This window comes from Paenibacillus lutimineralis (genome assembly GCF_003991425.1).
GTDB classification, from domain to species: Bacteria; Bacillota; Bacilli; order Paenibacillales; family Paenibacillaceae; genus Fontibacillus; species Fontibacillus lutimineralis.
In genome coordinates, this window is sequence record NZ_CP034346.1 from 5,924,265 (window position 1) to 5,941,971 (window position 17,707).

Sequence of the window (17,707 nt, forward strand, 5' to 3'; positions counted from 1 at the left end):
AAAAATACGGCAAAAAACCTATTCGATCCTTAAGAAGGAATAGGTTTAATAATAAATTTATTCTATTCAAGCTATTTCGCTCTCCGCAAGGCTGAAATGTCTGTCTCCTGCTCGATCGAACGAAGAGAGAGTTTCTCGAGGATTCTCTCATGGCGTTCTTGGCCTTCTTTGAGGTGGGTGAGTTCACCATGCAGCTTATGAACATCCATGCTTAGAGCATCAAGCTTGGCGTCTGTCTCTTCCTGACGATCCCGGATGGCCCGGACAATGGCATTTGTCTCACTCAGCTGCGACTGCATCAGGGCTTGTGTCTCTTTCAGTGATCCTAATTCAGATTTCATTGATCCTAGTTCGGATTTCATTGATCCTAGTTCAGATTTCATAGAACCCATATCTGATTTCATCGCTTGCTGCTCATTTTCAATTCTGTCGAGCTTCTGTATGATCTGTTGAAGCAATTGCTCGCTCATAGACAATCCCTCCCTTGAGCTTATTCAAAGAAAATGCATGTCCTTAGTATAACAAATGCCATGAAATTTAGTAAGCAGCCTAATCTAACCACACTTCAGTGTTCAACTACATAGTATAAAAAAACAACCCCTTTCAGCGCCCAAGCACCGATAGAGGTTGTCCCCATTAACATTTTATATAAACATATAATTTCTGTAATCTATAGTTCCAATCTTGCTAAATCTAAAAATCAAAGTTCTGAGCTACTTTATTTCGATCCTCGTTCTTCGCCGACCTTCATGCGCAAGCGCGCCAGGAAGTTCAGTAGTGGCCGTTTGGTCTTGCCGATCAGGCCGATGACCTCCGCTCCAATTTGCAGGAAGAAGACCATGACGCAGATGACTACAAAGGTAACCCAGTTGGCATTATACATAGCTGCCGAGGACTGGATCACCGCCAGCACTCCGAAGAAAGCGGCGATGCCGTAAATGATCAGCACCGTCTGACGGTGGCTGAATCCAAGCTCGCGTAAGCAATGATGCAGATGTCCTTTGTCCGGTGAGAAGATTGGCTTCTTCTGCATCCAGCGACGGATGATTGCAAACATTGTATCCGAGAGCGGTACACCGATCAGAATTATCGGCGTCAAGAACGATACGATTGCGACTTGCTTAAACCCAAGCAATGACAACAAGGCTAGACAGAAGCCAAGGAATAGCGACCCCGAGTCACCCATGAATATCTTCGCCGGATGGAAATTGAAATGCAGGAAGCCAAGGATGCTTCCGAGCAACAGCAAGCTCATCAAACCAACGACCTCATTACCCATAATGAACGCCATTACAGCAATCGTCGCAATTGCAATACCGGAAACCCCGGCTGCCAGTCCATCCAGACCATCAATCAGGTTGATAGCATTGGTTACTCCAACAATCCATAGAATCGTGAACGGAATAGCAATCCAGCTCTCTACTGAAGCATAGGTGTGGAACGGAATATTCGCGAACTCCAACCGCACGTCAAACCCGAAGACGACGATACAGGCTGTCGCAATCTGCACGACAAATTTCAGTTTAGCCGGCAAGTCGAAGCGGTCGTCCAGTGCTCCAAGTAGAACTGTTATCGTACCGCCTACAAGAAATGCCTTAATAAAATTCATCTCACGTACTGAGAAAGATTCCGGAACAAACCATACGATTATCAAAAAAGCTACTATAAAAGATAAATAAATGCCCAATCCACCGAGTCTCGGCATAATCTTAGTATGCACTTTACGTGCGTTAGGCACGTCCACAGCGCCGACCTTAAAAGCGAACTTCTTAACGAGCGGCGTCAGAGCAAGCGCCAAACCAAGCGCGACGATAAACCCGATGGTATAGATCATCCACATGTGTATTAACCCCCAATTGTTCTGCCGGAATGATTATACTCCGTTTCAAATGAAACACCAACCCCGTATTTAAGCAATAATACGCTGTTTTCCGTAATATTTCAATTAATTATCGTATTTTGGTCAGGTTTTCTCCTTCGCGCATAACCCTTACGGTAAATTTCGGCAGCGCTAGCATTCTAGGCAACCGGGATGGTTGTCTTAGTAAACGGTATAACCATTCAAGCCGAAGCTTCTGGAATACAAGCGGAGCCCGCTTGGTCTTGCCGGATATGACATCGAAACTGCCCCCGACGCCCATCATAATGGGTACGCCTAGGGACTGCTTATATTTTGCGATCCAAGGCTCCTGTGTATCCGCACCTCTAGCAACAAATAACAGATGCGGCGCAGCTTCCTTAATCGCCTGGACAACTTCCTCATCTTGTTCTGGGCCAAAATATCCGTCCCGATGGCCTGCAATGATGAGGCCAGGATACTGCCGGGATAATCGCCCAGCCGTCTCTTCAATAACTTCTGGTGTTGAACCTAGCAAATAGACTCTCCATTGTTCCTTCACACCTTGCAATAGTAGCTCATGCATCAGATCGATGCCTGCCACTCGCTCCGCTACAGGATCGCCGCCTTTCTGCGCGGCCCAGACCACACCGCTTCCATCGGGTACGATCAATTCAGCAGCCTGCATCAACTGCTTGTATTCCGGGCTCTCCAGAGCGGACATAATCATAATTGGATTCGCGGTAATAATCTGATGTGGTGTCCCGGAAGCGACCACCTGAGACAAGTACTCTACGGTGTCCTTCATTCCCCATTTACATACAGGAATCCCAAACACGGATACCGTCGGTACTGCTGTATCATGTGTTAACGTCATTTTCGGATCACCCCTTGCTCCGTAGAAATTGTGCGATGTTCTGCGCTGGCAATCGTGCCGCATCCTTCATCGTGTTGATCTTCGCTGAATGTGCTCTGCGCCAAACTTCACCTTCGGTGAGCAGGCGCTCGGCCTGCGCGGCAACAATCTGCGGATCGAGCTCATTCGTCGTGCCGACCGGAACGCTGCCGACACGGCCGAGGAAATGATCGATCTTCGGATCATACGAGATGCCGAGCAGCGGAACTTCCCGCGAGGCCGCGTAGATCAAGCTGTGCAGCCGCATGCCTATCAGCAGGCTGCACTGGCTGACTTCCCGGAGCATATCCTGCGGATGCTCCGTCTCCGCCGCAATACTCACGGTGCTGCCGCTGTCTGCCACATTTCCCATCTGCTCCATGACGAAGCGCGAGGCTTCGTCATCGCCTGGGGAATGAAACGGCAGAAAGCGGATATGCACCGGCTTGCGGCGGCTCAGCGAAGCCAGGCCTTCGGCCAGCTTCGCCAGTTCGGTCCGCGCTTCTGTCCAGAAGCGGACCGACACCCCCACCACCGGCAGCCCGGCTGCATTGGCGCCGGCGCCGGTGGTGGCAGCGGACTCGCCCGCTTGCGAGTCCAGCTGCGAATCTGCTGAAGTTGCCACCCCATCTTCCGGCAGCTTCAGCCCCATCACCGGATCGGGGACAACCTCGATGTCCCCGCCCGGAATACCCATGCTGCGCAGCAGCTCCGCCGACTCCGCATCCCGCACCGAGATATAATCGCAGCGCCGAAATACAGACGCTATAAACGGGCGGAATAGCTTGCGATTTACGGGGCCGACGCCCTGTGCGTATACAAAAGTTGGCTTCCCGAGCCATTGCGCCAGCTTGATCACGCCGAGATAGTACGGGATCGATTTGAGTCCCGTTGCATCCTGCAGCAGGCTGCCCCCGCCGCTGATCAAGCCGTCGCTGTTCTTAATAGCGTTCCTTACTTCCGCAAATTTCATCCGATGTACAGCTTTTACTCCATAGGTACGGCTCGTCCATTCGGGATCGATCGACAACACCACCGGATCAATCTGAATCCCGGATGCCCGGCCTTCCTCTTCCAGCGCTGTAAGAATTGCTTGCAGCACTGCTTCATCCCCACTGTTGCGAAAGCCGTAATATCCCGATAGAACTATGGTTTGAGGAGACGCGGCGACCATTTATCCCAGCACCTTTCGATAATATGCCAAATTACAATCGCGATTAAGCCAACGATCAATCCCAATCCCAGACCAAGCAAGCCGCGAATCAGCGACAGAACCGCCGGGGTATGGATATGAGCGAAGGTATCTACCATAGACAACTGTCCCATAACTGCGATAACCATCGCATAGAGCGCCCAACGGTAACGGAACGCAGCGAAGATACCTACCAGGAACAGTGGATGCGCAAGCAGGAATTCCTTATTCCTTGGTCTTACGCCAAATGTATTCTCGAGCACAGATCTAAATGTGGCTTCACCAGGCAGTAGCGAGCCGGCGTTCCCTGTCCGAGACAGATAATACAGACCAACCGCACCCAGAACCGCAGCTACAACTACCCACAGGAGCGTAATCCGCATCTTCAGCCAACGGTTTAGTTCCTTCCAAACGGATTCGCCTTGGTACAGGAAGACATAAATAGCAATCAGCAGAATGGGTCCCAAGTGTAACAGGCTTACGCCGCGGAACTGATTCAGCACGAGACTATACGTAATATTGTTAAGCAATGCGATTACAAAAGGAACGGCCGACAGTGAGATTACAGCTGTCTTCACATACAGAACGAGTGTATGCACCAATCTTTTGCTATTTGGAAGCGTCGTCTTGGCATCACTGACTTCATTTACTTTGCGTATGGCCAGCACTACCGCAATTGTCGGCGCACTAATCGCCACGAATAACGCAAGAGCTTGTTCCATTAAAGTTGGTTTAAGCACATATAGCCCTGCGGAACCGATTAACCCGAGAACAAATACTGCTAAGGTAATAGGCGCAATGAAGTACGAGATGAGCCATGCGATCATCGCCACGCCGCCAAGTACGACTAACGCCTTCAAATATTTTTGCCAGGAAGCATCATACACGTGGAAGGCCTCTGCCTGACCCAGCTCGAAGCCATTATCCTGGATACGCTGGATCGCATTTCCCGGTTCCTGCAGCGAATGGACCAGATTGTCAATCGGATTCGTAATTGCTGCTTTCCCGGCATCCTTAGCTGGAGAAGCATTCAAGTAAATCATCCGAATATTACGGTCCTTCGTCGCCAGAGCGAACCGATCAGCCAAGGTCTCCGTATCCTGAGTTGCTTCTGCATCAGCGAGCGGATGAAGACGAACCACATTATAATCCGTCAGATATGCCAGTTTGTTGAAGCCTTTTTGTGGAGCCTTCAAATTCTCAATCGCGGCGGTGCCGATATTATATTTGTTCAGCAGATCGGCAAAGCCCTGTAAACTATTCATTTCCTCATTGTCCTGGAACCCTTTGACGGCTTCACCCTCGAACAGAATGCGATTCACACCATGATCTGCAAAATATTTGAGTTCTTCATCCATCGCCGCTTGATCATAAGGGATATTGTCAGACAACCGCGGCAATATAATAAAGCCTTTATCTTGTAGCATAGAGAACGCCATTTTATCAATCGGCATCGGCTTCAGCAGCGCTTCATCTGGAGACATCTCCACGACCAGACCTGGACGCCCCTCATATTCCCAAGGCAGTACTGAAACGCCTAATCCGCTAAAAGCTCCTTCAATCACAGGACGAAGCTGCTTCTCGCTGTCATCAGTCGTAAATGCAATATAAGTAAAGTTGCTGTTCGGGGTCACCAATGACTTATTGAACTTGGCGATATCAGCCTCACTAAAGACCATAATCCGTCTTGTCTTCTGATATTCATCAAGCGAGCCCTCGAACATAGCCATCGTTGTAACTCCGGCTTCCTTCAATCGATCCAATTGTTCATTCATATAGGCCGCCGGATTAGCTTGATAATTCGATATCTCGACCAATCCGCGATAATTGAATACAATTTCCACTTTATTTGCCGAGGACTCCGTCTCCACCCGTTGATAAATTACAGGTATAGAGGCGACAATCCCCACTATCACCAAAATCCATAGCCATTTGCGGGAAGCTTGATTCCACCGCTGCCAACTTTGTACCACAAAGCTACCTCCTCAACTTAAGAAAAAATACAAATACTACTTCATCCCTCTTCGTTATCGTCTTATTGCTTACCCATCCTATTATCTTACAATCTAACCGCACTAATAATCAAAACTGGAATATTTTTTAAAATGTCGGTGAATGCACGCGCATAGCTGTAAAAGTGCAGTTTTCTATCAAGCCTTCCCTCGCGAAAAAACTGTACTTTTACAGGAATCTCCTGCTCATGAAGTGTAAACTTGATAAACTGCAGGAATTCCCCATCTTTAGGATGCCTTATTATGCCTGTCCAGATTTATACGTCCTGCAGGCACAGACGATAACAACTTCATCTCTAACATCAAGACTACTAAGTTCTTGCTTCCGAGTCAAAATTCTTAAATGGTCCGTCTAATCATTAAGGAAAATGTAGGAATTCTGGCAAGCACAATCCAATAATACTTCAATTTTATCGCTAAATCTTATCAAATTGTCACTTTTTGAGCAGTAGTCGACACAAGCGTTCCCGTAATTGCTTCCTGAAATGCAAAAAGTACAGCTAAAACGCGGCTCATACATTCTAACGTAATATAACTGCAGAAAGTACACTTAGATGTAAATTTCCCGTGAAATTACAGGGATAAGCTATTTCTAAGGACTCCTTGCCATTCGGATTTCTGAGCTACTGCGGTCTGTTTTGCCTTATACACAGCATTTAAGTCGACTTGATCAAGTCGACTTAAATGTACGGCTTATTCATTTCAAACAGGCAATGCGTCTTCCAGTAATATTGCGAAAAGAGCTGATGCTTTAAGCGTCTATACGCGCTAATACTTCCTCTTCCAGACGTTTCAATCTAGCCTTAGCATCCTCGTTGGACTCGCCACAAACGGCGAAATAGCATTTAATTTTCGGCTCCGTTCCGGATGGACGCAGGCAGAACCAGGAACCATCCGCGAGCATGAATTTCAATACATTTTCCTTCGGAAGGCCATCCAATCCAAGCGAGTAGTCAAGCACTTCCTTCACCTCAGAGCCAGCGATTTGCTGCGGCGGGTTGCTACGGAAGTCTTCCATCAGTGCGCCAATCTTGGCCACACCGTCTTTGCCCTTCAATGTACGAGAAGCGAGCGACTCGCGATAATATCCAAACTGAGCATATAGCTCCTCCAACACATCAATCAGTGTCTTGCCTTGACGCTTATAATAAGCGGCCGCTTCACAGATCAGGCTTGCGGCCACAATAGCATCCTTATCGCGGGCATAGTTGCCGGCCAGGTAACCATAGCTCTCTTCATATCCGAATAGATAAGTATGCTCACCAGTCTCATCGAACTGGTTCATTTTCTCGCCGATATATTTGAACCCGGTCAGGGTATTAAATACCGTAGCACCGTAGTGACGAGCAATGGTCGCACCCATCTCACTCGTTACGATCGTCTTCACCACTGCACCATTCTCAGGGAATTTACCTGCTTCCTTCAATTGACCCAGCACGTAGTGAACCAGGATCACACCCGATTGATTCCCAGTCAAAATCTCATATTCCCCGTTCGTCGCTCTAACGACCGCTCCCATACGGTCAGCATCCGGGTCCGTTCCAATCAGAATGTCCGCTCCGACCTGCTTGCCAAGCTCAATCGCCATCGTGAACGCCTCGCGCTCCTCGGGGTTTGGAGATTTAACCGTGCTGAAATTACCATCCGGCAACTCTTGCTCCTTCACGATATGAACCTGAGTGAAGCCGATCTTATCCAACACACGGCGCACCGGAAGATTCCCTGTACCATGGAGAGGAGTGAATACGACGACCAGATCCTTGGCCGTACCAGCAGCCATCAGCTCACGATTCACACTGGTTGCCGCCACCGTCTCAGCAAAGGCTTCGTCTTCCGCCTCACCGAGCCAGACGAGCATTCCTTGCTGCTCAGCCTCTTCACGGCTCAGGCGCTTGATCCCGCCGAATGAAGTAACCTCACGAATATTGGCGATGACCTGCTCCGCTTCATGTGGCACCAATTGCCCTCCAAAGGCATTATAAACTTTATATCCATTATATTCAGGCGGATTATGGCTCGCTGTTACGACAATCCCACCGGTTGCCGCTAATTCACGCACGGTGTAAGATAGCTGCGGCGTTGGACGCAGCGACGGGAACAGCTTGGCTACGATTCCATTGCCGGCGAGTACCTGCGCAGCCTCCAGAGCGAACTCCGGCGAGAAATGACGGCAATCATGAGCGATAACGACAGAAGGCTTCCCTTCCTGTCCGCCATGGGATTGCAAAATATACTCAGCAAAGCCTTGTGTCGCTCGAGCCACCGTATAACGATTCATCCGGTTGCTGCCTGCACCGATAACACCGCGCAATCCACCTGTACCAAATTCAAGATCACGATAGAAGCGGTCTTCCAGCTCCACCGGATTATTCTCAAGCTGCTTAAGCTCCTGCTTCGTCGCTTCATCAATGGCAGGATCCTGGAGCCAACCGTCCAGTCTTTCTCTTACATTCGTGCTAAGTTCGGCCATGATTACAAACTCCTCCTAACTATTTCTACGTCCATCCCCCAAATTTAATGGATAGACAGGTCTCCAACTACTAACCAATCTATGAGCTGTGAGAGGAAGCCATTCGTCGGCATCCTAAAACTCCACATTTATGACAAGGCAAACATAATTACGCCTTCAGCGACGACCTTGTCGTCCACCTTGGCAACGGCTTTGCCTTTACCGATGGAGCCCTTCAAGCGGATAATCTCTACTTCGAGACGCAGCGTATCGCCCGGCACAACTTGGCCGCGGAAGCGGAACTCATCGAGTCCAGCTAGAAAGCCAATTTTGCCTCGATTACTCTCTAAGTTCAAGATAGCTACAGCACCTACCTGAGCCAATGCTTCAGTAATTAACACCCCCGGCATCACCGGATACTCTGGAAAGTGACCCGTAAAGAACGGTTCGTTCACAGTAACATTCTTGATTCCGACGGCCCGCTTGCCTTCCTCCAGTTCTACAATACGATCCACCAGTAGGAACGGAGGGCGGTGCGGTATGATCTCTTGAATCTGCTTTATATCCAGCATATGTAAATCCCCTTTCTTAAATTAAATTACTTTTACTTTGTGTGAGTTGAAAAAGTTCGGTTTTCAGCACCGAGAAGGTTGGATGAAGCTAGGGCATGAGGAGCGCAGCGTACGTAGTGTGTACGTGAGCACCGGAAGGCCCGGCTGAATTCAAGATTCGATGCCGAGTTAGCTTCATGATTCGCTTCGTGATCAAAAGAGGACTTTTTGAACTACCTCTCTTAGTATAAAAAAGGCTAAAGTCGGTCACACTTTAATTATCCTTCGCCGCTGCAGAAGCGAGGGTTGAGATAAGGGGCTAATCCGGTACAGCTAGCGCTGTATAGGATTTAGCCCTTTCATTTTCGGCTGAAAAGTCAAGCGCTTAGTCCCCCATCATTATACATTCTACCTACGCAAAAAGAAAACTCCCGTATTCGGGAGTTCTCCAACCATTATTCTCATCCAGACAAGCGACTCTAAAACTCAACATCTAGATGCACCTATCGCTCCCGCTAAGGAGCAAAGACCAGATCAAACACATGACGCCAGGTGCTCCAGTCTAATACATCGTGAATATCCTGCTTGCCGAGTACAACGTACCCGGCAATCGCCCCACCGATCAAAGCGGCTGCGAAGAAGAGCAGTATAAGCACGATTCGCAGCGGGACAATCCACCATGCGCGGTGCTTAACTTCCGGGCTATTCTTCTCTGTCATGAAGCGCTCCACCTACCCGCGTAAGTTATTAGCCAAATTCATCATTGTATCGCTAGAAGTCAAGGCACGGGCCGAGAGCTGGTAAGCTCTTTGAACCTGCATTAATTCTGCCATCTCATCGGTTAGATTCACGTTGGAGGACTCCAGCGCTCCCTGACGGAGGCGAGCTTGCTGATCCTGAGGAAGAGCAAAGGTGTTCGCCAGTACATCCGCTTCTTGCGCGCCCGGAGCTATGACGAATAAGTTGCCATCTCTCTTCTGCAGCGCATCTGTACGAATCGGCGTATACAACTGAATCTGCCCAATCTGTTCGGCAGCTCCAGACCCAGCAACCGCTGTAATCCAGCCATGCTCATCAATCTGCAGCTTGGAATTAGCAGGGACAACGATCCGTTCCCCATCCGTATTCAACAAGTGGTGACCATCATTCGTAACGAGCCAAGCAGATTCCGCATCATTCGGATCCGGTTGAATCATGAAGTTGCCCGCCCTTGTATAGGCCTTAATATTACCAGCTGTCATCACTGAAAACAAGGCATTTCCTTCAATCGCCAGATCTGTCGGAATATCCGTCTGCTTGATAGGGCCTTGTTCAAAGTTAACCTCTGCTCCCGCCATCATAGAGCCAAATCCCAGATTGAAGCCACGCGGAGAGACCCGGCCAGACAGTTCCATCCCTTTGGCTTGCTGTTGAACACGAGTAAGCGTATCTTCAAAAGTTGCTTCCTTGCGCTTGAATCCAACTGTATTTAGATTGGCCATATTGTCGGCAAGCAAATCCAGACGCTGCTGGATACCGCTCATGGATACCATGGCACTGATCATGGAGTTATTCATGTAGCACCTCCTATATTACTTATACAATGCTATACCTTACCAACCTCATTAACCGCTTTGTCCAAGCTCTTGTCATAGTACTGAACGATCTTCTGGTTGGACTCATAGGCGCGCTGAGCAGCCATTAAGTCAACCATGGATTGAGCAGGGTCGACATTGGATACTTCAAGATAGCCCTGGCGGACTTCTGCCCCTTCCCGATTCGTCAATTGCCTAACATTAGGACCTAATCCGGCTACTTCACGATATACTCCGTTGCCATCGCGAATCAATTCCTGCGGACGGTCAGCGACCGAGATGCCCAGATTACCTACATCCTCACGAATTCCCGCATCATTATAATAGAAGAGTCTTCCGACACTATCGCTTTGTAAGGAATCAATCGATACGCCGGCAGGCAGCACGACAGGATTGTGGTCCATATCAAGCACCCGATACCCTTGCGATGTCAACAGAGCTCCATCAGGAGCTACTGTGAAGTTCCCATCTCTCGTATACCGCAATTGGTTGTCCTTATCCATCACAGTAAAGAAAGCTTCCGGACGATAAAATACTTCTCCATTATCATCCACATATTTGCCCGAGGCATCGAACGGAATCAACTCCCCGGTTGCAGGATGATTCATACCGATACTCGAGAGTAGCGCGAAGTCCGACCTCTTGCCCGTCTCCTTCAGATCTCCTTGGGCATAAGATGCCAAGCTCTCTTCCGCAAAGACCCCCGTAGCTAACTTCCCGATTCTGCGACTATTACCAGACTGCTTATCCCCAATAATCGAGATTAGCGTCTCCGGGAAAGAATGAGCAACTGAGCTTACCTGCTTATATCCTGGAGTATTGATGTTCGCAATATTTTGCGTGATCGTATCATGACGCCGTTGTTCGGTTATCATTCCTGATGCAGCAGTATAAAGTCCCCTGATCATGGACATGCCTCCAAATTCAAACTTGCTGCTTCGACTGCGGTTCCCCCGTCTTACGTCGATGCAGCACCGATGATTTCATTTGATATACAGAATATATCGGTCGATTAGAATCTTTTCTTAATGGCCTTGTCCAAATTGTCGAGCATAATGCCCGTTCCTTTCACTACGCAATGCATCGGATCCTCGGCGATCAACACCGGAACATGCAATTCCTCAGCCAATAGCTCGTCCAATCCATGCAGCAGCGCGCCGCCACCCGTCAGAATAACCCCGCGGTCGATGATATCCGCTGACAGCTCCGGTGGAGTCCGCTCAAGCACGGACTTGGCACCGGCCACAATTGTGGCAACGGAGTCGAACAAAGCTTCCTGAATCTCCTTCGATGTAATCGTTACCGTTAGTGGAAGTCCTGACACCATGTCTCTGCCGCGAATGTCCATCTCTGCGATACGGCCAGAAGGATGCACCGTACCTACGCCGATCTTGATGTCCTCTGCCGTACGTTCTCCGATCAAGAGCTTGTACTTTCCTTTAATATATTTAATAATGGCGGAATCAAACTTGTCACCGGCGATCTTGATAGACGAGGAAGTAACGATATCCCCCATCGAGATTACCGCTACATCCGTCGTCCCACCGCCAATATCGACAACCATATTGCCGCTCGGTTCAAAAATATCCATACCCGCCCCGATTGCCGCAGCCTTCGGTTCTTCTTCCATAAAGACTTCCTTAGCGCCGCTTCGCTCGGCGGCTTCACGAATCGACTTCTGCTCCACCGACGTAATATTCGTAGGAGCGCAGATCAAAATCCGGGGATGGCTGTACCAACTCTTGCCCCCCACGCGATCGATGAAATACTTCATCATGGTCTCAGTAACATCAAAGTCGGCAATTACGCCGTCACGCAAAGGTCTGATCGCAACGATATTTCCTGGCGTACGTCCAACCATTCGCCTTGCATCCTCACCTACGGCGAGCACACGCTTGGCATCATTATCAATGGCGACTACAGCCGGTTCGTCAAGAACCACTCCTTTTCCTTTAACATGAATCAGTACATTCGCTGTACCCAAATCAATACCAATATCCTTGCTCATCATTACGATGCTCCCCCAAAGGTTTTTTGTTGACATTTAAAGGGACGGTCTATATGTAACGTGACACCGTTCTCTAATGTCGGCGAACTACTAGTTCAATATAGACTGCCCCAGTCGGCAATTAAGATCATCTTCTTCAAGCCGATGCGAAAGGCAATCCAAGATACAAAACATGGTAAATGCGTCCCAATTTCCTGGTGCAGTCAATCGACAGAACGGTGCCTAAATCCGTGAAAATTCGGGTCCAATGGATAAAAATCCACTTTGTTATACCATATTTAAAAATACCATACTTTGGGGGATGTGTTCAATGATAATCCTAAAGTCCCATTGCAACTCACGATAAGTACCTGGAAATCAGCGTGCTGAGCTAATTACCTCCCGTTTGTTCTGTCCCTTCTTCTTATACTTGATTTTTGTCGCTTCTCCTCCGCGAAGATGTCTGATCGACTTATGGTATTCGAGAATGTGCTTCACCTGATCTGCTAGATCCGGATTGATCTCCGGCAGACGCTCGGTTAAATCCTTATGCACCGTGCTTTTCGATACGCCGAATTCCTTGGCTATAGTCCGTACCGTGTGCCGAGTTTCCACGATGCAGCGACCAATTTTAATCGTCCGTTCTTTGATGTAATCGTGCACGCTCCCGCCTCCCTACTCGAGATAGTTTGGTACATTATATGAGGGGCGTGCCCATATATTCTTTGTTTCCAAGCCTGACAAGCCTAAGCGAGGCCAAATATTTTAAATAAGCTGTAAAAAACAACAACAAAAGAAGCAAAGAGCCCTGCTCCTTGCTTCCTGTCATTGCCTCACGGGACGTACATTTCACGCTACTTGCGACTATAATTCTGCACGTCGTAAGACGTATTTATTATTTGTTCTCATTCTTAGGCAATACATTGGCCGGGTTCACCAACTCGTCATTCTCATACACTGCAAAATGAACGTGGTTGCCAAGATCTTTCTCAAGCTCATTGCGTCCAGAGCTGGCGATTACGTCGCCTCGCTTCACTTCAGCGTTCATCTCTACCTTAACATCGGACAAGCTCTCATACACAGTCTTCAAGTTGTTAGCATGAGTAATCTCTACAACATACCCGATCAGCGGAACTTCCTCTGCCCGGGTAACCTTGCCGCTCATCGCCGCCTTCACTTCAAACGGCTGATCATCCTTGCGGGCCAGATCAATACCTGTGTTCGCCCTGAACGTATCATTGTATTGAACGAGCGCCGCTTGATGGTCCTCAGCACTTCCGTCCTTATCATAGAACGGTTTGACAACGGTAACGTCGGCTACGTTAGCAACAGGCCATGCCAGATCCTCAGCAGAAGCTATCGTCTCAGCAGCTTCTTCTCCCTGCTTCCCGTCCACTTTCCCTGTTGTCCCCTGACTGTCTTCAATAGATTGCGAGACACTGGCAGGGGCGTCTTTTGGCTTTTGGCTGGCATCCTGATAGACCCACACTAACGTTAGTATAATTGCCACCGCCGCCACGTAAACCGCCGGGAATACCCATCTTTTCGCGAATACTCTCTTCCACGCGGACACCGGTGCTACCGGTTCTCCCATTGTAATTTTAGGAGATTCCTCATGGTTCTTCTTTTTACTATTTTGTTCATTCATTACCTCATCACCTCAATAACCATTGTTACCGAGGCTATTGCTTTTATACTTAGCTATACTAATTTTTTTTGGAAATTGGGAGAGGCCCGAGATTACACTCTATTGAACATAGCTATCTTAAGAACAAAGGCAAAACTCGTTGTATGTTATACACTCATTTTTACTTGGCTTCTAGTAATCGATCTATGAGTCGAGAACGTCGGATACTTGGTTGAAGGAAACCCCGGTATAATAGTGTTTGAGAATCTGTGTGGTCGTATAGCCCTGCTTGGCCATCCCGTTCGCTCCCCACTGGCTCATGCCTACACCATGGCCGGAGCCATAGGTTGTGATCTTCACCTGAGAGCCATCCAGTTCCATGGTGAACTGACTAGAGCGAAGCTCAAGCTTCTCACGGACTTCCCGCCCGCTATAAGTCTTGTCACCGATCTGAATGTTCTTCACCCGCCCTCCGGCCGTTACGGACAATACTTTGAACAGGTTAGAGATACCCTTCGAACCGCTGCTTCCAAGCGCTGATATGGCTGGAGCCTGCTGCCCCAGCTTTGCGAATACCTCATCAACGCTCTGTTCCACTGTGACTTCATTCTGCGGATTAAGCTGAAGCTCCCACGGACTGGAGACACTGCGAAGATAGGGCACTGGTTCGGACCAGTAATCCTCCGAATTCTCAGTATGCCCACCACTGGAGGAGAAGAAGGAGGCCGTAATAGGGCGACCTTGGTAGGTCATAATAATGCCACGCGTCAGTTCAACAGCCTGCTGCAGCTTCTGCAAATCCTTGCCGCGCCCCTCTCTCTTCCATGCATGCAGCGAGTCGCTGGATACATAGGCTTGATGTTGCACCGTGTCATTTACATCGGCGTTGCCGCCAGGCACGCCGCTCGTGTCGCCGGCAGCAAGCCGGCGAACGATAAAGGTGCGGGCGGCAATCGCCTGCGCCTTCAGGGCCGCGAGCTCGAAGTCAGTCGGCATTTCGGCGGCCAGCACGCCGGTGACGTACTCCTCGAGCGGCAGCGTCTCCACCTGGCCCGTGCGCGTCAGATATACGCGCACGGGCGTCTGATCGGGATCGGCCGCCTCACGGCCCGATCCCGCTATCTTACCGCCGGCCTGGCCTTCGGCCGGCGAATGCACCGCCGCCGCAACGTCAGCGGCGTCCTGCGCCTGCGGCGCCCCGCGCTGTACGAGCAGCGCCGGGAGCAGCACGGCCAGCGCGCCCACGGCCGCAAGCGCAGCCAGCCCGCCGAACCTTCTTCCCCCGCTGCCAAAGCGGAAGAAGGTTCGGCCCGCAGAAGGCGGCTTCTGTGCCGCCAGGCCTCTATGAACCGGCCTGTCTATTACCGCGCCTTCTTCTATATCATTTGCCGGAGTCTGAATCTCCGGCTCCCGGTCCCGGCAGGTCCGATTGGTTTGAACGGACACCGCTTTACTATAAGCCTTGGCTCCATTGATCTTTCGGTCAGATACTTTAGTTACTGGCCATCCTTGCTGACCGCTGCCTTCGCTTTCTCTATTAATGCTCTGTCCCCCTCTATCGGATGTTCTTATTCTTAAGGTGCTCCGTCCTTCATTCATCAAGTCTATAACCTCCATCCAAATGCTTACCTGTCTCTAAATTCTCTATTACTTATGGAGAGTTCTCATATGTTCCGCGCAAGCATTATCCTTATGGCAACCCTCTCTACTACTTTTTATGCAAAAAGTAGGCCGCACATACCTCCAAAAATAAGCGATTGGATTCGGACAAGGCGATGTTTCTCGAACTCTATAAATGAGAAAAAGGCTGGAAGAGTCGGAAATCGCGAGAAAAAACGAGAAACATGAGCCTTTAAAGCAATAAAAAATCTGCTAGAAACCAGAAGCATAAATCAGACTAGAAGCTTTTGCAGGGAAGCACATACGATTTTGACTTGGAATGAAGTCTCTAACCACCAAAAAAGCCTCCCAATATGGCGCATAACCACATCGAAAGGCTTGAATTTTACATTTCCTTGGCACGGTAGTCGAAAGGATCGATTTGCCTTAACATGCTTATCTCACGCTCCGTAGGCAAGGGGGTATAACGGATCTCATCGTATCGCAGCTGGAAGCCCGTGTTCGCGGCAACCTCTTCAAGCGAGGAGGTCGGATGGATGGAATCGAGGTACAGGCTGCCATTCTTGAATTCGAAGACGCATAGATTCGTAACGATCTTCCATAGATTGCCCCGGGTCGTCACAAAATCAACCTTCTCCACAAAGGTACGCTTGTCATGCTTCGTACGCCAGATAATGGCCCGCTTCGCCGTCGGAATCAGCACCGCGCTGCCTGCACCGCCTGGCAGACGAACCTTCGGCTTATGATAATCGCCGATCACCGAGGCATTGACATTGCCAGCAACATCGAACTGGACACCGCCGAGGAAAGCCACATCAAGCCCGCCGCGCATGGACAGATCAAATACATATTCTAGCGGAAAATAAGCTTCTCCAGTCGCCAGCAGCTCAGAACCAGCTGAAGAATAGGACGGCTTCTTGATTGAAGCGGGATTAACGCCGCCGGGAATGTTTAGATGAACAAGGTTGGGCGCATGTATATGTCTTGCCAGCGCCATTGCCACCATCGGCATTTGCGAGGATACCCCGTGAAATACACGGTCCTCGTCCTGCAGCAATCTTGCCATGGCGCAGACCATAATATCGCACACTCTTGGCCCGATGCTTTTATTCATTAGGTTTGTATTCATCTCAATCCACCTACCTTAAAACCTCTATCCTTCATCTCGTATTCGTTCAAATAGATATCTATTTCTTCGGCCTTGAGCTTCTTGAAACGCTCGATCGCCTTGGTATCGGCATCATAAGCCTTCTCCACCGAGCATGGCGCCGCGCCTCTCGGGGCATGCACGACCGCGCTGACCAGAAAGCCGGGAATATCAACCTGGTCGGGCCGCATGCGAATTTTACTGCGAGGCACAATCTTCTCCGCTGTGACGATCACTTTGCTCGCCGCACGGCTGATTAGCGCATCCTCGAATTTCGGCCCATGAATGACAGCATTGCCTAGATCATCCGCCTCTTGGACATGAACAACGGCAATATCCGGTACGATTGCCTTAACGACCGTTACAGGCTCGCCGCCGAATGGATCCTGAATCACGCGGAAATAATCGGCGACCTGCAGAAGATCGCCCGCTTTAAGACCGGCGACAGGCATAAACGGTGCGCCCGACGCCGCTGCTCTTAAGGAGCAAATGACGGTGTAACAGGCATGCTCATTGCCGATCACTTGACCGCCTTCCACCGCTTTGCGGTAATGCATCGCCAGGCCGAACTCCGTCTCATAGCTGACAAAGCCCGCATCGACGGATGCAACGCTGCCGGCGGCGCACAGCAGGTCGATATCATGAGCGCCCGCAGTCTTAATAATGCGAAGATTCCTTCGTCGCTGGCGGGCTATTTCCCGTACCATCGCCATTGGGGCACGATGGAGGACATTCCCCCCGAAGGAAATTCGGTCGCCGTCGCGGACTAGCCCTGCCGCTTCTTCCAAACTCATTATTTTCGAACTCATCGGTTTC

General features: G+C 49.6%; 16 protein-coding genes. All 16 read right to left on the minus strand.

Translation table 11 applies throughout. The features are described from left to right. Nucleotides 1-71: 71 nt before the first annotated feature. Complete coding sequence (locus tag EI981_RS26395; protein WP_227011599.1) at nt 72-470, minus strand: hypothetical protein; 399 nt, start codon at nt 468-470, stop codon at nt 72-74. Nucleotides 471-718: 248 nt separating this feature from the next. Then, nucleotides 719-1,840 carry a glycosyltransferase family 4 protein gene (locus tag EI981_RS26400; protein ID WP_127003313.1) on the minus strand — a complete coding sequence of 374 codons (1,122 nt, stop codon included), beginning with the start codon at nt 1,838-1,840 and terminating at the stop codon, nt 719-721. A 109-nt stretch (nt 1,841-1,949) separates the two neighbouring features. Continuing rightward, complete coding sequence (locus EI981_RS26405; protein WP_127003315.1) at nt 1,950-2,714, minus strand: WecB/TagA/CpsF family glycosyltransferase; 765 nt, start codon at nt 2,712-2,714, stop codon at nt 1,950-1,952. A gap of 7 nt (nt 2,715-2,721) precedes the next feature. After that, nucleotides 2,722-3,906: a polysaccharide pyruvyl transferase CsaB gene (csaB, locus tag EI981_RS26410; protein WP_127003317.1), complete on the minus strand. Its 1,185-nt coding sequence runs from the start codon at nt 3,904-3,906 to the stop codon at nt 2,722-2,724. Next, nucleotides 3,879-5,897 (minus strand): DUF5693 family protein, encoded by a 2,019-nt coding sequence (locus EI981_RS26415; protein ID WP_127003319.1) that lies wholly within the window; start codon nt 5,895-5,897, stop codon nt 3,879-3,881. The genes csaB and EI981_RS26415 overlap by 28 nt, the downstream gene beginning before the upstream one ends. A gap of 790 nt (nt 5,898-6,687) precedes the next feature. Beyond that, nucleotides 6,688-8,406: a phospho-sugar mutase gene (locus tag EI981_RS26420; protein ID WP_127003321.1), complete on the minus strand. Its 1,719-nt coding sequence runs from the start codon at nt 8,404-8,406 to the stop codon at nt 6,688-6,690. A 128-nt stretch (nt 8,407-8,534) separates the two neighbouring features. Beyond that, nucleotides 8,535-8,957, minus strand: coding sequence for a 3-hydroxyacyl-ACP dehydratase FabZ (fabZ, locus tag EI981_RS26425; protein ID WP_127003323.1), 423 nt, complete (start codon nt 8,955-8,957; stop codon nt 8,535-8,537). Nucleotides 8,958-9,451: 494 nt separating this feature from the next. Then, on the minus strand, nt 9,452-9,655 hold the full coding sequence (locus tag EI981_RS26430; protein WP_127003325.1) for a DNA-directed RNA polymerase subunit beta: 204 nt from the start codon (nt 9,653-9,655) through the stop codon (nt 9,452-9,454). A gap of 12 nt (nt 9,656-9,667) precedes the next feature. Then, nucleotides 9,668-10,492, minus strand: a complete 825-nt coding sequence (locus EI981_RS26435) for a flagellar hook-basal body protein (protein WP_127003327.1) — start codon at nt 10,490-10,492, stop codon at nt 9,668-9,670. A 29-nt stretch (nt 10,493-10,521) separates the two neighbouring features. After that, nucleotides 10,522-11,418 carry a flagellar hook-basal body protein gene (locus tag EI981_RS26440; RefSeq protein ID WP_127003329.1) on the minus strand — a complete coding sequence of 299 codons (897 nt, stop codon included), beginning with the start codon at nt 11,416-11,418 and terminating at the stop codon, nt 10,522-10,524. A gap of 104 nt (nt 11,419-11,522) precedes the next feature. After that, nucleotides 11,523-12,521, minus strand: a complete 999-nt coding sequence (mreB, locus tag EI981_RS26445; RefSeq protein WP_127003331.1) for a rod shape-determining protein — start codon at nt 12,519-12,521, stop codon at nt 11,523-11,525. A 354-nt stretch (nt 12,522-12,875) separates the two neighbouring features. Further along, on the minus strand, nt 12,876-13,160 hold the full coding sequence (spoIIID, locus tag EI981_RS26450; RefSeq protein ID WP_068778933.1) for a sporulation transcriptional regulator SpoIIID: 285 nt from the start codon (nt 13,158-13,160) through the stop codon (nt 12,876-12,878). A gap of 232 nt (nt 13,161-13,392) precedes the next feature. Next, nucleotides 13,393-14,145 carry a M23 family metallopeptidase gene (locus EI981_RS26455; RefSeq protein ID WP_127003333.1) on the minus strand — a complete coding sequence of 251 codons (753 nt, stop codon included), beginning with the start codon at nt 14,143-14,145 and terminating at the stop codon, nt 13,393-13,395. Between the two features lie 183 nt (nt 14,146-14,328). Continuing rightward, nucleotides 14,329-15,723 (minus strand): stage II sporulation protein D, encoded by a 1,395-nt coding sequence (gene spoIID / locus EI981_RS26460; protein WP_127003335.1) that lies wholly within the window; start codon nt 15,721-15,723, stop codon nt 14,329-14,331. Between the two features lie 406 nt (nt 15,724-16,129). Beyond that, nucleotides 16,130-16,873: a CoA-transferase subunit beta gene (locus tag EI981_RS26465; RefSeq protein WP_227011600.1), complete on the minus strand. Its 744-nt coding sequence runs from the start codon at nt 16,871-16,873 to the stop codon at nt 16,130-16,132. Continuing rightward, entirely contained in the window at nt 16,870-17,700 is an 831-nt protein-coding gene (locus EI981_RS26470; RefSeq protein WP_127003337.1) for a CoA transferase subunit A, read from the minus strand. Before EI981_RS26470 ends, EI981_RS26465 begins: the two co-directional genes overlap by 4 nt. Nucleotides 17,701-17,707: the final 7 nt, after the last annotated feature.

What these genes read in the sequence shown, in the direction of transcription:
- EI981_RS26400 (WP_127003313.1), bottom strand. Translation starts at nt 1,840, where the DNA reads ATGTGGATGATCTATACCATCGGGTTTATCGTCGCGCTTGGTTTGGCG.
- EI981_RS26440 (WP_127003329.1), bottom strand. Translation starts at nt 11,418, where the DNA reads ATGATCAGGGGACTTTATACTGCTGCATCAGGAATGATAACCGAACAA.
- EI981_RS26465 (WP_227011600.1), bottom strand. Translation starts at nt 16,873, where the DNA reads ATGAATACAAACCTAATGAATAAAAGCATCGGGCCAAGAGTGTGCGAT.
- csaB (WP_127003317.1), bottom strand. Translation starts at nt 3,906, where the DNA reads ATGGTCGCCGCGTCTCCTCAAACCATAGTTCTATCGGGATATTACGGC.
- fabZ (WP_127003323.1), bottom strand. Translation starts at nt 8,957, where the DNA reads ATGCTGGATATAAAGCAGATTCAAGAGATCATACCGCACCGCCCTCCG.
- mreB (WP_127003331.1), bottom strand. Translation starts at nt 12,521, where the DNA reads ATGATGAGCAAGGATATTGGTATTGATTTGGGTACAGCGAATGTACTG.
- EI981_RS26470 (WP_127003337.1), bottom strand. Translation starts at nt 17,700, where the DNA reads ATGAGTTCGAAAATAATGAGTTTGGAAGAAGCGGCAGGGCTAGTCCGC.
- EI981_RS26395 (WP_227011599.1), bottom strand. Translation starts at nt 470, where the DNA reads ATGAGCGAGCAATTGCTTCAACAGATCATACAGAAGCTCGACAGAATT.
- EI981_RS26405 (WP_127003315.1), bottom strand. Translation starts at nt 2,714, where the DNA reads ATGACGTTAACACATGATACAGCAGTACCGACGGTATCCGTGTTTGGG.
- spoIID (WP_127003335.1), bottom strand. Translation starts at nt 15,723, where the DNA reads ATGAATGAAGGACGGAGCACCTTAAGAATAAGAACATCCGATAGAGGG.
- EI981_RS26455 (WP_127003333.1), bottom strand. Translation starts at nt 14,145, where the DNA reads ATGAATGAACAAAATAGTAAAAAGAAGAACCATGAGGAATCTCCTAAA.
- EI981_RS26430 (WP_127003325.1), bottom strand. Translation starts at nt 9,655, where the DNA reads ATGACAGAGAAGAATAGCCCGGAAGTTAAGCACCGCGCATGGTGGATT.
- EI981_RS26435 (WP_127003327.1), bottom strand. Translation starts at nt 10,492, where the DNA reads ATGAATAACTCCATGATCAGTGCCATGGTATCCATGAGCGGTATCCAG.
- EI981_RS26420 (WP_127003321.1), bottom strand. Translation starts at nt 8,406, where the DNA reads ATGGCCGAACTTAGCACGAATGTAAGAGAAAGACTGGACGGTTGGCTC.